At 64.7% G+C, this 14428-nt stretch carries 12 protein-coding genes; 5 read left to right on the top strand and 7 right to left on the bottom strand.

The genetic code is table 11. The annotated features are described in order from the left end of the window. Positions 1-99: 99 nt before the first annotated feature. From CS006_RS04085 to CS006_RS04075, 3 genes are read right to left on the bottom strand one after another with little or no spacing between them, the layout of a single operon-like run. The gene (locus CS006_RS04085; protein WP_100510533.1) at positions 100-3465 is read right to left on the bottom strand and encodes an AAA family ATPase; all 3366 of its coding nucleotides are present in this window, start codon (positions 3463-3465) and stop codon (positions 100-102) included. After that, positions 3465-4925 (bottom strand): exonuclease SbcCD subunit D, encoded by a 1461-nt coding sequence (locus CS006_RS04080; protein WP_100510532.1) that lies wholly within the window; start codon positions 4923-4925, stop codon positions 3465-3467. Before CS006_RS04080 ends, CS006_RS04085 begins: the two co-directional genes overlap by 1 nt. Positions 4926-4954: 29 nt before the next feature. Further along, the gene (locus tag CS006_RS04075) at positions 4955-6148 is read right to left on the bottom strand and encodes an SLC13 family permease (RefSeq protein WP_100510531.1); all 1194 of its coding nucleotides are present in this window, start codon (positions 6146-6148) and stop codon (positions 4955-4957) included. 358 nt (positions 6149-6506) lie between these two features. On the opposite strand from CS006_RS04075, the gene CS006_RS04070 reads away from it, so the two are divergent. Further along, complete coding sequence (locus CS006_RS04070; RefSeq protein ID WP_100510530.1) at positions 6507-7262, top strand: SDR family oxidoreductase; 756 nt, start codon at positions 6507-6509, stop codon at positions 7260-7262. Positions 7263-7279: 17 nt separating this feature from the next. Here the strand turns inward: CS006_RS04070 and CS006_RS04065 are convergent, their stop codons facing one another. After that, complete coding sequence (locus CS006_RS04065; protein WP_100510529.1) at positions 7280-7993, bottom strand: NUDIX hydrolase; 714 nt, start codon at positions 7991-7993, stop codon at positions 7280-7282. 533 nt (positions 7994-8526) lie between these two features. Between CS006_RS04065 and rpsP the strand changes: the two genes are divergently transcribed. From rpsP to rimM, 3 genes are all read left to right on the top strand, one after another. Next, positions 8527-8994 carry a 30S ribosomal protein S16 gene (gene rpsP / locus CS006_RS04060; protein WP_100510528.1) on the top strand — a complete coding sequence of 156 codons (468 nt, stop codon included), beginning with the start codon at positions 8527-8529 and terminating at the stop codon, positions 8992-8994. Positions 8995-8996: 2 nt separating this feature from the next. Then, entirely contained in the window at positions 8997-9227 is a 231-nt protein-coding gene (locus tag CS006_RS04055; RefSeq protein ID WP_100510527.1) for an RNA-binding protein, read from the top strand. Between the two features lie 74 nt (positions 9228-9301). Continuing rightward, on the top strand, positions 9302-9922 hold the full coding sequence (rimM, locus tag CS006_RS04050; RefSeq protein WP_165777239.1) for a ribosome maturation factor RimM: 621 nt from the start codon (positions 9302-9304) through the stop codon (positions 9920-9922). 71 nt (positions 9923-9993) lie between these two features. On the opposite strand, the gene CS006_RS04045 is transcribed toward rimM, so the two are convergent. After that, positions 9994-11220, bottom strand: a complete 1227-nt coding sequence (locus CS006_RS04045; protein WP_100510525.1) for an ROK family protein — start codon at positions 11218-11220, stop codon at positions 9994-9996. 208 nt (positions 11221-11428) lie between these two features. Here CS006_RS04045 and CS006_RS04040 point away from each other — a divergent pair, with 208 nt between their 5' ends. Beyond that, on the top strand, positions 11429-11878 hold the full coding sequence (locus CS006_RS04040) for a helix-turn-helix domain-containing protein (protein ID WP_165777238.1): 450 nt from the start codon (positions 11429-11431) through the stop codon (positions 11876-11878). A 179-nt stretch (positions 11879-12057) separates the two neighbouring features. On the opposite strand, the gene CS006_RS04035 is transcribed toward CS006_RS04040, so the two are convergent. Together CS006_RS04035 and CS006_RS04030 are read right to left on the bottom strand one after the other, a co-directional pair. Beyond that, a complete protein-coding gene (locus CS006_RS04035; protein WP_165777237.1) occupies positions 12058-13500 on the bottom strand; it encodes a glycoside-pentoside-hexuronide (GPH):cation symporter in 1443 nt (480 codons plus the stop codon). 166 nt (positions 13501-13666) lie between these two features. Then, positions 13667-14341: a DUF4867 family protein gene (locus tag CS006_RS04030; protein ID WP_100510522.1), complete on the bottom strand. Its 675-nt coding sequence runs from the start codon at positions 14339-14341 to the stop codon at positions 13667-13669. Positions 14342-14428: the final 87 nt, after the last annotated feature.

Here is a 14428-nt window from a genome sequence, read left to right as displayed (position 1 = left end):
ACGTCGCCTTCGCAGACGTCGACTTGGTCGATTGTCTTGTTGATTTCGTCATCGTCTCACCCCGTCCGTGCCCAACAATACCGCTCGAATCGGCAGGTCTCATACGATGACAGCGAGTCTGGACGAGGAATCCTCGGTGATGCGCGTGACGCTGATGCGTTCGGATATCTGGTCCTTGAGCAGTCCGACGTGCGATATGACGCCGATATCGCGGTGTCGGCTCATGGAACGCAGCACGGCGAGCACGTCGTCGAGATAATCCTCCGAGAGCGAACCGAATCCTTCGTCGATGAACAGCGTGTCCATGGATATGCCGCCGTTTTCGGCCTGGATGATGTCGGCGAGCGCCAGCGACAACGCGAGGGAGACGAAGAACGTCTCGCCGCCCGACAGCGTGGACGCCTCGGTGTCGAGATCGCTGCGACGGTCGAACACCTCGATGGGCAGGCCGGTTTTGACGGCGCGGCCTTCGTGGGTGCCGAGGCGCAGTTCGTAGACGCCGCCGCGGATGTCCTTGAGGATGTCGTTGGCGCGGTCGAGTACGTCGCGGAAGCGTTCGGTGACGGCGTAGGTGACGAGGGAGAGGCCGTCGCCGGCGGGAGAGTCCGACCGGCCGGAGGCGAGCGACGCCATGTCCCTGATGGGAGCGAAACGCGCGCATGATTCCGACCAGACGCGAACGGCCCGGGTGAGGGTCTTGGCGCGGCGGTCTCGTTCGGCGTCGAGATTGCCGGCCTGCTCTTCGGCGCGGATCGCCGATTCGTGGGCCCGCTCGGCGTCCGTCGCCTGTGCCTGGGCGGCGGCGAGCGCGGCCGGCAGCAGTTCGGCGATGTCCTTGGTTTCGGCGCCGGTCTCGGCATCAGCATCGGTTATCAGCGCACGGCAGGTGGGCGTGCGCCGCAGTTCGTCGAGTTCGCGGCGAACGCGCGCGAGTTCGGCGGCGGCGACCTCCACGTCGGCGGCGTAATGGTCGAGCATGGCCTGCAGCTGTGCTGCGGCCGGCCGGTCGAGCATGGCCGCGCGGGCCTCGGCTTCGGTGGCGAAGCCTCCGGATGCGAGCAGGTCGTCACGCTGCGACCTGGTTTTCGAAAGCTGTTCGCCGAGCGCGGCGAGTGCCGATTCGGTGCGGTCGGCACGCTGTTCGAGCTCTGCACGCCGTGCGATGCGGTGGGCCAGCTCCTCCGCCTTGGCGGCCTGCGCCTCGCATGCGGCGATGTCCTGACGGGCCTGTGCCTCCCGCTGTCGTGCGGTTTCGTCGGTGTATGGCTTGCCGGTTTCGGTGTCGAGGCATGCGGATTCGGCGGATTCGGCCAGTTCCTGTGCGCTGTCGGAGGCCACGGCGGCCACTTCGGCCTGCTGTCTGCGCTGTTTCGCGTCTTCGACCTTCGCGCGGATTTCGGCGAGCTGCTCTTCAAGCCGTTTGCGTTGCACGGTGAGCTGTGCTGCGGCGTCGCGTTCCTCCTGCAGCTTCCGCATGGCCGCTTCGGCGTCGGCTTCGCTGAGCTGTTCGGCCTGGTCGTCCTCGGCGTCGATGCGCTGCTCGCACAAGCGCACGGCGTTCGCGGCGTCGGCCGCCTGCTGCACTGCGGTGTTCAAGCGGTCGGCGAGTTCGGCGAGACGGTCCTCGTCGGGCGCGTCCTTTGGCCTCACGGCGGGCGCGGGGTGTTCGGTGCCGCCGCATACCGGGCATGGCCGCCCGGCGACGAGCCTATCGGCCAATGCGGCTGCACTGGCGGCGAGGAACGCCCGCTGCGCCTGCTCATGGGCTTCTCTGGCTTCCACGCGCTCGGTTTCGGCCTTCTGTGCCGCTGCGCGAAGCCCTTCAAGACGCCGCCGTTCGGCGTCGCGTCTGCGGGCGTGGTCCAATCGTTCGCCTGCTCCACGCAGACGGTCGTCGAGCTGCATCCGGAGCGCTTCGCGACGTACCAGTTCGCGGATGCGCTCTTCCATGCCTTCCGGGTCGTCGAGCCTGGCGAGGGCGGCCTCGGCCGCATCCGCCTCGTCGCGCAGGCGAATCGCCTTCCCTTGCGCCTTCTCGGCCCGTCGCCGTGCGTCGGCGAGCTTGTTGAGCTGTTCACGCAATGCCAGCGCCGATTGCAGCGCGGCCTCGGCCATCGGCCGTCCGGCCGCCTGCAGCAGCGCCTGCTCCCGCGCTTTGACCATAACGTCGGCGGGCTCAAGCCCCGCCAGATCATCGCGGACGTCGGCAAGCGCCCGCTTCTGCCGGGCGATGTCGGCTTCGAGACCGGCACAGTCGTCGGCCGCGCGCACGGCGGGTTCCGCCTTGCGAGAGCGTTCCAGCGCGGCACGGCGCTCGTCCATGGCCGGACGCCGGCCGGCCAGTTCGTCCTGCCGTGCAGCCGCCTGCCGTTCGGCGTCCACGGCCTGGCCCGTCTGCGTGAGCACGGTCAGATCCCGTTGTGCCAGCCGCAATCGTTCGTCCGATTCGGCCACGTCGCGGCGGCAACGACGCAGCACGTTCCGCGCGCGTGCCGCGGTCTCGTTCATACGCTCGTCGAGCCGTGCGACGATGTCCTGCGGCTCAAGCGCCGGCTCGGCCACGTCACCGTCGTCGCCAAGACCCCATGTGGCGGCATCGGCTTCGACATTAGCTATGCCGGCCACATCATCACCGGCATCAGCCACAGCACCACCGACGCCGCCAGACGCCTCGCCGTCGCCGGCCAACGCATCGACGCGTTCGGCGACGTCGCGCATCTCATGGATTGCGGCGCGCAGCTCCCGTCGCTGCCCGTCGACGATGTCGGCATGCTGCTTTCGCATGGTATCCAATGTCTTTTGAATCCGCTCATATACACCGGCGGAGAACAGGCTCTTGATGAGCTGCGTGCGTTCCTCCGGCCGACATTTGAGGAAGCTGGAGAACTGGCCCTGCGCGAGCATCACGGTCTTCGAGAACTGGTCGCGGGTCAGATGCAGCAGTCTTCCGACCTCGATATTGGTGTCGCGCGCCTGCGAGGCCAGCGGCTTGGCGTGGCCGTCCGCTTCGGCGTAATCGAAATACACGGCCGCCGAACCGTCGGACGCGGCGTCGCCGATCGAGTCCTTCGATGCGGCTATCACGTCGGCCAGTCCGCCGTCGATCTCCCATAATTTGCCGGTGGCGTTCTCGGCTATGGTGCCTTCGCCGCGCTTCTTGCGACGCGTATAGGCCGGTTCGCGACGCACACGGTAGTATCGTCCGTTCACCGTGAAGATGAGGTCCACGAACGACGGCGTCTGCTGCGTATCGAGGAACCGAGAGCGCAGACGGTCCTTGCTGGCGTCGTCCACGGAGACGCCGCCGTACAGCGCGAAGCTGATGCAGTCGAGGATCGTGGACTTGCCGGAGCCGGTCTCGCCTTCGATGAGGAACATGTGGGAGCGGTTCAACGCCACGAAGTCGATGGAAAACTCGCCTTCATACGGACCGATGCCCATGAATCGCATGCCGATGAGTCGCATCAGTCACGCCCCTTTCCCGCCGGCTTCCCCGCAGCGGTTTTCGTCGCCGAACCCTTCGCCGCCGAACTCTTCTCCGCCGAATCCTTTACCGGCCCGTCGTCAGTTTCGCCGAGCGTGCGTTCGACGGCCTGCCGCAGCACCGCCGTCTCATCGACGGTCGGGTCGCGGTGCAGCGTGTATCGCACGAAGTCTTTGAGCACGTCGATCTCGCTGTGCGCCTCGTGCAGGTTCGCCATCGCACGGTCGCCGCCGTCCGTCCGCGAACGCCGCCGGATATCGAACCTTTTCTCCAACGCGTGGTCGTATGCGGCGTCGATCTTCTGATACATGCCGTGCGGATAGGCGTCGCAGACCACGGTGACCGACACCCAGTCGCGGGCATGCCGTTCGGCGAGCGGCCCCAGCAGCTCGTCCGGCGTGCCACGCAGCTGCACGAGCGGAGGCTCGCCGGATTCCACGTCCAGCGTACGTATCGAAGGCTCGGCGGCATCGGCATGATTGTCGTCCATATCGACGATGACCACGCCTTTGCCGTTGCCTTCGCGCGGCGGCACGCATCCTTCCGAGAACGAATACGCCAGCAGCGAGCCGGAGTACCGGGCGACCGGCGTGCGGCCCGCACCGCCGGCGCCTCGGCCGTCCTGCGGAATCGTCACCTTCTGCGCGCGATGCAGATGTCCGAGCGCCAGATAGTCCAGCCCGCTGCCGGCGAACATCGCGGCCGGCACGCTGTCCACGCCGCCGACGGCGATGCTGCGTTCGGAATCGCTGGGATTCGCGCCGGAGACGAACGCGTGGGCCATCATCACGGTCCTCATACGCGGGTTGCTCGCCCGTCGGCGCGCGATGTCGGCGCGGATCAGCGACATCGCGGCGCCCATCACGCCTTCGTGCGACCGCAGAATCGACGCGGCATCGGCATGCGCGTCGGTCAGCATCGCGCGCAACGTCGGCCGCGCGATGTCGGGATCGAGATACGGCACGGCGTACACGGCGAGCGTCTCGACGGCCGTCGAGCCCCGCCTCCCCCCTACGCCGTTCTCCCCCGGCGCGCCGTCGGCCGCTGCCGGCGACGCCGTGCGCGGCCGCGTGACGACCACCGGCGTCGCGATGTCGTCGATGGAGCAGCGCAGATGCACGTTGTCTCGCATCATATGGGCGCCGAATCCGAGTTTGCGCGCCGAATCGTGGTTGCCGGGCGTCACGATGACGTCGACCGCCGGCCGGCCGGCGTCGTCGACGATGGACGACAGCCGCGTCAGCGCGTCGTCCAGAATGTCGACCGACGCGGCCGACGGCATGGGCGAGTCGTAGACGTCGCCGGAAACGCATACCACGTCGACGTGTTCGCGTCGCACGACGTCGATGAGCCAGTTCAATGCGCGACGCTGGTATTCGGCGAGGTCGACGCCTTTGAAACGCCGTCCGATATGCCAGTCCGAAGTATGCAGAATCCTCATGCCCCCAGCATAACGAGGGCGGACGGAAACTATTCGATGACGAGCGCCAGTCCGACGAGCGCGATAAGGAAGACCACGTTCATGCCGGTGTAGACGCCGAGATAGCGGCCGCGATGCTCCGGATACCTCGCCACGACGCCCTTGTACGAGATGAGCGACGCCATGGAGGCGATGAGCGTGCCCATGCCGCCGAGGTTCGTGCCGATGATGAGCTCGCGCCACGCGTCGGAGAAGCCGGAGAGCAGCAGCGTGGTCGGCACGTTGCTGATGACCTGGCTGAACGCGACGCCCAGCTCGAGCGGATGGCCGCCGACCAGCGACTGCGCCAGTTCGTAGAACGCCGGCACGCGGCGCATGTTGCCGATGAAGATGAAGAACATGCAGAACGTGAGCGGCAGACCCCAGTCCACGATCTTGAAGGCGCGGCGATCGCAGAACAGGAACGCCACGACGACGATGGCCACCATGAGCCACAGCGGCAGCACGCCGCCCACGCCGAGCAGACAGATGACGAACAGCAGCGAGTAGACGACCGTGCGCCATCCGCCATATCCCGCGCCGTAGCCGGTGATGCGGATCTCGTCGGGCTGCGGCTGCGTGGGGTTCGGCGCGAGCACGCCCTGCTCGATGCCCTCGGCGCCGAGGTTCTCGAACTGCGAGACCTTCGCATCGCCGAATACGAACCAGATGATGGCGATGAGCATCACGGCGGCGAGCACGGAATACGGCGCCATGATGAGCAGGAACTCGGGCGTGCCGATGCCGGAGACGGCCTTGAGGTAGAGGTTGTGCGCGTTGCCGATGGGCGTGAGCATGCTGCCGAGGTTGGCGCCGAGCGTCATAAGCGTGGCGACCAGGCAGATGCGGTCCTCCATGCCGGCCATGATGAGCACGGCGAGCGCGAACGGGATGAACGTGACGAGCGCCACGTCGTTGGTGACGAACATGCCGCTGAAGAACGGCAGCGCCACAAGTGTGATGATGAGCCCGCGCGCGGTGCGTACGCGGCCGAGGAGTTTCGCGCCGATGATGCGGAAGACGCCGATGCGCTGGAATCCGCAGACCACGAGCATGAGGCACACCAGCTGGGAGATGGTGTTGACGTGGATGTAGCCGGCGTACTGGGCGTCCGGTGGAACGATGAAGCAGGAGATGATGGCGAGGATGGCGGCCACGATCAGTACGGTCTCTCGTTTCAGCACATTGATGACCCAGCGTTGCACTCTGGTTTTCCTCCGGCGATTCCACGGTGAATGGGTGTTCTCGCATGACCGGCCGCGGTCCGTCACGGCACCGGCGACATGGTCACGCATTCAGGAATTGAAGCAACCGTACGACGTCCAGTCGGGGAACCGACAGTGCAGCGACGCCGCACGGCGCATTCCCTATACTACGTCAGGAAACGCCGTCGCTACGTAGTTTTTGAGAAAAACGAAAAACTACGCGGTTCGGTGTAGAAAGACCCCCATCCCCTTCGGCCTGCATGACGGCGATGGGCCGGCGGCGGACTCGCGCGGGCTCGCGCAAAAGACGCTTCTACAATGAAAACCGTAATTCGCGCAATTGCTTCAAGGAGGAATCATGACGAACGACGTTACGAGGACGGCGGTGGTGACGGGAGCGTCCAGCGGCATCGGCGCCGCGACGGTACGGACGCTGACCGCCGAGGGCTGGACGGTGTTCGCGCTGGCCCGCCGCGAAGGGAAGCTGGCCGCGCTGGCCGAAGAGACCGGCTGCACGCCGGTCGTCGCCGACATCACCGACGAGGAGTCCACGTCGGCCGCGGTCGAGACGATTCTGGCGGCCGGCCCGGTCAAGGCGCTGGTGAACTGCGCCGGAGGGGCAATCGGCAAGGACCCGGTGGCCACGGCGAATCTGGACGACTGGCGCGCGATGTACGAGCTGAACGTGCTCGGCACGCTGCGCATCACGCAGAAGCTGCTGCCGGCGCTCAAGGAGTCGGCCGGCACGGTGCTGGTGATCTCCTCGACGGCGGGCATCGAGCCGTATGAGGGCGGCGCCGGATACTGCGCCTCGAAGTTCGCGGAGAAGGTCATGGCCCGCGTGCTGCGTCTTGAGCTGATCGGCGAGCCGGTGCGCGTGGTCGACATCGCGCCGGGCATGGTGCAGACCGACGAGTTCTCCATCAAGCGCTTCCACGGCGACGCCGCGAAGGCGGCCGCCGTGTACGCCGGCGTCCCGGACCCGCTCAAGGCCGAGGATGTCGCCGAATGCGTGCGCTGGGCGCTCGATCAGCCCGACACGGTGGACGTCGACAACATCGTCGTGCGTCCGCGCGCCGAGGGCTCCTACACCAAGGTCCATCGCGAAAGCTGAGCCCAGCCTTCCGCCACCTACGCCGCCTGCGCCTTCCAGATGGTGTAGGCGGCGAGGGTGATGCCGTCCATGATGCTGCCGGACGCGATCATGTCGTCGATCTCGTCGACATCCATCCACGCCAGACGCGAGTCGCCGTCCTCGCCGAGCCGTGCCTGCGCCCGCTCGACCTCGGCCAGCTGCGCGTCATCCACACGCACCTCGACCACGGCCACCGAGCCGCGAATCTTGCAGGTGTCGGCATGTATGAGCTGCAGCAGCCGACGGGACGAGGACGCCAATCCAGCTTCGGTCTCCAGTTCGCGTTCGGCGGTGCGGCTCACCACCTCGCCGGGCTCGCCCATGCTGCGCGGGAACTCCCATTCGAACGAGTCCGTGGCGATGCGCCAGTGCCGCGCCAGAAGCAGGCGGCCGTCCGAACGCACGGCCACGCATACGGCGCTCGGCTGACCGCCGCGCACCTGCGCGAAGAGTATCGGATGCGTCCGCACGCCCTCCGCCACGTCGACGACTCCGTCGCCGTTCACATCCTGCGGTCGGCCCTTGACGCTCACGTCCGCCTGAATCACCGTGAACTGCGATTCGTCGTCCCCCTGGAACACGACCCTCTCGTCATGTACGACGAGCTCGGACTCCAATCCCGACCTGATGGCAGCCACGTCGTCCGCCGCGTCCGCCGCATTTGACGCGTCCGTCCCATTCACCATGGCGCCGTCGTCGTCAGTCTTCATTCCCTTGCCACCTCCGGATACCCTAGTCGGGCGTTCGGCATTCGGGCCTGTACCTTCAGACCCGTCTTGACATCGATATGAGCGCCACTCTACCCCCGTACCCCCATACCGCGCAAAACCGATGAAGGCGGCGGAGGCAAGGCCCCCTGAGCCGGTCGACCGCACTAGGTCCCGGCACCGGTCTCGCACACCGATCGCCCACCGAGTCCACCACAATTCCGACCGGCCGCCAATCCCACCGCAGCGCACCGGTCAATCATCCCGGTCCGCGACGGAATCAACGAACGGCCGCTTCACGTTCCGCCCATATCCCCGCATCACAATCGCCCCTTCCAAGTCGCCGCCACGAAAATCCCCAAAATTATCCCGATTTCGGGCTTTTCCTCGGGAAAATGTGGTTATACTATTTAGTTGTTATTCGTAAGCAGTGGCGCCCTCTAACTCCATTGCCTATGAGGAACACGTGGGTCTCGGTTTGAACACCCCACGTTGAAACCGAAGATGCACACCCCTAATACATAAGGAGAGCCGTTTTGGCAACCAAGATTCGTCTGAAGCGCCTGGGCAAGAAGCACTACGCCTTCTACCGTGTCGTCGTTATGGATTCCCGCAAGGCCCGTAACGGCAAGACCATTGAGGAGATCGGTACCTACGATCCCAACAAGCAGCCCTCGCTCATCCAGATCAAGTCTGACCGCGCTCAGTACTGGCTCGGTGTCGGCGCCCAGCCGACCGAGGCCGTCTTCAAGCTGCTGAACATCACCGGTGACTGGCAGAAGTTCAAGGGCCTGCCCGGTGCCGAAGGCACCCTGAAGGTCGCCGCCGAAGGCCCGGATGCGGAAGCCCGCGTGGCCGCCGCCGCCGACGAGGCCCAGAAGCTCAAGGCCGCCAAGGCCGAAGCCGAAGCCAAGGCCAAGGCCGAGAAGGAAGCCGAAGAAGCCGCTGCGGCTGCTGAGGCCGAAGCCCCGGCCGAAGAGGCCTCCGAGGAGAAGGCTGAGTAATCATGCTTGCTGAAGCCGTCGAACACCTGATCAAGAACATCGTTGATTTCCCGGACGACGTTTCCGTGAAGTCCCACGAGAACAACCGCGGCGAACTGCTTCGCGTGCGGGTGAACCCGGAGGACATCGGTCGCGTCATCGGCCGTGGCGGACGCACCGCCAACGCCATTCGCACCGTGGTGCAGGCGCTGGCCGATCACAAGGTCCGCGTCGACATCATGGATGTGCGCTGAATCATCCGCTCGGGCAACACCCGCGAGGTTTCGGCGCGATCGGCACGTCTTGATTACCTACTAAAGTCAAGACAATGACGATGGCAGAAAAGCATAGTGCAGACCCTCAGCAGCTCACGCTGCTGAGGGTCTGTCGTATTGGTAGGGCCCAGGGACTGAAGGGCGAGGTCAACGTTCGCGCCTTCACCGACGAGCCGGAGGAGCGCTTCGCGCCCGGCTCCGTGCTGCTGACCGAGGACGGCCGCGAATTCGAGGTCGTACGGTCGCGAAAGTTCAAAGAACGTTGGATCGTGCTGTTCAAAGGCGTGGCCGACCGCAATGCGTCGGAGGCGTTGAACGGCACGATGCTCTATGTGGAGCCCACGTATTCCGATGACGGGGACGACGAGGACGACGGCTTCTACGCCGAGGATCTCATCGGCCTCGAGGCGCGCATCTATGAGGATAAAGACACCGACGGCAACACCGATTCGGACGCCGATGGCTCCGACAACGATGGCTCCGATGCCGCGTATGTGGTCGCCGGCAAGGTCACCGACGTGATGGAATCCCCCGCGCAGTGGCTTCTCACCATCACCGAGCCGAGCGGCGCGGAGTCGCTGGTCCCGTTCGTCGAGGAAATCGTCCCCGAGGTCGATCCCGACGAGGGATATCTCGTTCTCACTCCCCCGAACGGACTCCTTCAGGACCGGTGATTGTTCACGAATCGGTAGATACGGGCGATGTGAGCGTTAATTCACCGCGTATCCGCCGATTCGTGAACCGATTATGCCCGGCCGGTGGATTCGTCGACGAATCTGCGCACGTAATGCAGGGCGGCACCCAGCGTGCTTTGCCCGGCGACGCCGTCCGTCTGCGCCACGCTTCTGCGCAGACGGACGGTGCTCGTCGGGAACGGATCGAGCCCCCGTACACGCCGTGTAAGGTCCACAAGCTCGGCATCGGTGAGGAACCGAGCGATATCGCCGCCAAGAATCACGTCCACGCTTAATACCGACCTCATGTTGGCGATCGCCTGCGCCAACGCGTCCATGTAGTCGTCGAACGACTTCGCGCACGATGCGTCGCCCGCATGCAGCCGACGGAAGAACTCCTCGACGCTCGAAGCACCACCGGTCGCGCGCCCCTCCCCCAGCAGCGCCGCACGGGAGCAGTACGCGTCCACACAGCCTCGACGCCCGCAATAGCAGGCGCGCCCACCGGGCATAAGCGTCATATGCTCGCAGTTCCCGGTGCGCAGGTCGGCTCCCTGCCGCACACGACCGTCCATGATCACCGCGCTGCCTACATGTTCGTTGAGATACAGGCAGAACGCGTCCCCCACGCTCGGGTCGAACCACACCTCCGCGGTCGCCGCCGAATAGGCGTCGTGGATGAACTGGCAGGGGAAGTCCAGGCGTTCGGCGAACGGCCGGACGGAAAGCCCCGTATTGCCGAGGATCCCCCCGAACGTGATCTGGTCGCCATCCGGCGAGACACGACCCTGCACCGAGAATGCGATGCCGAGAATGCCGCGCGGATCGACATTCTCGCGGTCCACCGCATCGGTAACGAATCGCAGAATCGCCGTGCAGGCGTTGTCGTAGAACATATCGGTGTTTTCATAGGTCAGGTCGATATGCGAGGAATCCAGACGACGTCCGTCGAGATCGACCGCGCAGATATCCATGCCGTCGGCGAATATCGAGACACCGATGCCCACCCGGGCCTTCGGCACGAACGCGTAGTTCTGCGGTTTGCGACCGCCCGTCGACGTCAGGAAGCCGGTGCGGCGGATCAGGCCCTCGTCCTCCAGAACGGCGAGATTCTGCGCGATGATCGGCAGACTGCACGGCACTGCGGCGGCGATGTCCTGCCGCGACCCCTTCTTATGGGTGTACATGTAGTCGAGAATCATCCGGCGTTTGGCGAGCTTCGTGGTCGCCTTCCCCGACGCCGCTCGTTCCGACGTCGATTCGGTCAACGTCGCCATCGCCGTTGATTGCATGTTCATGCCAAACGCTCCTTTGTCGGTACTGCCACTTCATTGTACGGGACCGGAAAACGCCGGTCGCGCGGTATGACAATACGTGATACTCTTTTTAAAACTACTTTTTAAAGTTATTTTAAAATAAATGCGGCGGTCAGGCAAATCGCTGTATACAGCCGATTTCCCTTCCGTACCAACCACATTCGAATGGCGGTGATGCGCGATGACGCACATGACAACGGCATACGGCAACGAAGCGGCACTCGGCAAGGAAGCCGGCGACGATATCGCGATCGGAGCCGATATCGACTTCGGCAAGCGCGAGCGAGACGACCACGCCGCTTCCTACATGTCGCCCGGCGACGAACTCGTGCGTCACGCATTGGCGTACATCGACCGGAACATCTGCACTCCCATCGACGTGGCGTCGGTGGCCCGCGCGGTGAACGTCAATCGCAGCTACCTTTCCCGCACGTTCCACGCCTGCGTCGGCATGACCGCGAAGGCGTACATCGACGCCAGGCGCATCGAACGGGCCACGACCATGCTGACCGAATCGAATATGAGCATCGCCCGGGTCGCCAGGCGCTGCGGATATGCGAGCGCCGACGTGTTCACCCGACGCTTCCGCGCCGCGCACAACACCACGCCGGCACAGTGGAGGCGAGGACAACGCCCATAATCACGCCGGCGAAAGAGCCGGCAAGCCATCCATCGACAATGCCGGCCGCGATTCCTCCCAATCGGCAAAGGAATCGGCACAGGAATCGATAAAAAGGGCGGCTTCTCCCGATTCCGAGGGAAGCCGCCCGCACTGCGCTTGGAGGCAAAGTCGCCAAACCGTCGACTCGGCCACACCCGTTACGCCGCTTCGGTGAGCTTGCGTACAATCTCCTCGTGATACTTCACGGTGATCTTGAACTTCAGCTGGTAGATCAGCATGCTGAGCAGCACCAATGCCACCGGCACCCCGCACATCACCGCCTTGAACAGCAGTCTTCCGCCGGAGGCGATGTCGGCGAACGTGGCCGAGCCGGTCATGCCGCAGGCGATGGCCACCAGGCCCACGATGCCGTTGGACAATGCGCCGGAGAACTTGTCGAGCATGGGTCGCAGCGCGAGCGTGAGGCTTTCATGCCGCTTGCCGGTCTTCCACTGCCCGTATTCGATGGTGTCGGTGAGCGCGAGCGTGAGCGACGCCCAGATGATGGGCTGCGGGAACAGGAACAGCACGGATGCCACGATGACGACGCCCATGCTCGCCGGCGCCATGAAGAACACGACGAACGACAGCAGCATCACGCCCATGGCGGCGAACAGTATCGGCTTGCGTTCGAATCGCTTGAGCAGCGACGGATAGAACGCGATGGACACGATGGCGGAGAGCGTGGCCGGGCCGAAGATCATCGAATAGCTGGCGGCGTCGCCGTAGATGTACTGGAAGTAGTAGGTCATGAGCGCGGCGGTGAGCGCCAGCGCGAAGTAGTAGCACAGGCTGGAGAGCGAGAGCCAGGCGAGCTGGTCGTTGGAGAACACGATGCGGAACACGTCTTTGAACTTCGTCTTCTCGCCGGTCACGCGCAGCGGGGAGTCGACCTCCTTGATGCCGAACGTGGTGAGCAGTACCGACGAGATGACGAACAGGAACACGAGCACGGAGAAGAACAGCCAGCCGTTGTGTTCGCTGCCGAACATGCCCTCGCCGAGCAGCACGGAGGGGATGACCATGGCGGTGACGATCATCTGGCCGAGGCCGGCGCCGAGACGACCGACCGACGTGGCCATGCTGCGGCCTTCGGCGGTGTCGGAGAGGGCGGGAATCATCGACCACATGGAGATGTCGTACAGCGAATACGAGCAGTCCATGACGAGGAAGAACACGGTGAACAGCACCACGTACAGCATGGGATTGTCGATGTTCGCGCCGCCGAACGAGGTGAACAGCATGACGAAGCTGCCGGAGCCGACGACGCCGCCGAAGATGATCCACGGCTTGAATTTGCCGATGGGCGTCTTGGTGTTGTCGATGAGGGTGCCGAGGAACGGGTCGAGTACGAGTTCGATGATGCGCACCACGATGATGATGCCGGAGATGAGGGCGACCATGCGGTCGTCGTAGGCCTTGTCGCCGCTGTCGAACAGCGGGCCGGTGATGAATTTGATGAGATAGAGGGAGAAGCCGAAGTAGAAGACGTCGTGGCCGATGAGGCCAAGCAGATAGAACACGAAGTTGCGGGTGTTCCGCGGTTTTGCGGCCGGGGTTGATGCTGCGGATTGCGGTGCCGTGGGTGTTGTTGAAGTCATGATTCCTCGTTGGGTCGGACGATGTTGCGGGGCCTCGCGGTTTCGTCGTTGAATGCGGGCCGGGGGCCATGGGCTGCGTCGCCTGTGGCCGTAAGTGTGCGCCGGCGGAGGCATGGGGCCTCGCCAGCGGTCCGTCATCTGAAGGTCGCCCGTCGGACGGCCGTCGTCACCACTGGGCGTCGGGGTAGACGAGATCCTCGTTGAGGTCGAGGTTCCTGCCGACGAGGCCGACGTAGGCGCCTTCGGCGGCTTCGGGCGAGTCGGGGTGTGCGAGCAGCCACTTGTTGCGCGCCCAGAGGATGCGGTCCTCCTCGTTGCCGGGGCGGATGATGGGTTTGTCGGTGTTGGTGCCGTCGACGAGCACGATGGCTGTGCGGAACGTGCCCTTGGTGGTGGCGGGCGCGTAGTGCATGGTCGTCTCGTAGTAGAGGACGGCGGTGCCTGCGGGTACGAGGAACGCTTCGATGGTGCCGGTGTCGAGGCTGTAGTCGCCGTCGTTCATGACGATGTTCTGCTTCTTGCCGAGCATGAGCACGATGTCGTCGGCGGCGACGAGCACTTCGATGCCGCGGTGGCATTCGAGGGCGTTGAGCGTGGTGTTGGTGCCGTTACAGTAGCCGGCCTGGATGGTCAGGCCACCGAAGATGCGGTCGCGCAGGTCTGCGAAGACCGGCAGGCCTTCGAGCTTGTCAAGGCTCGGCACATACACGACGCCGTCTTCGGGGGCGTCGGTGTTGTTGTTCAGCACGTCGATGACGGACGTGAAGTCGTAGTCGGAGGGCAGTACGCGCCCGTACGGCGCGAATGCCTCGGGCTCGGTCAATACGTTATGGAGAATCATGGTGGTCTTTCTCGACAGCGGATTCGAACTCCCCTCAGACCGCCTCATGGCGGTCAGCTCCCCTCAACCTTGAGGGGAGCCATTATG

The organism is Bifidobacterium primatium (assembly GCF_002802875.1).
Lineage (GTDB): Bacteria > Actinomycetota > Actinomycetes > Actinomycetales > Bifidobacteriaceae > Galliscardovia > Galliscardovia primatium.
The sequence above is the reverse complement of the archived record's forward strand: the minus strand, read 5'-3'. Positions and strand labels throughout refer to the sequence as shown.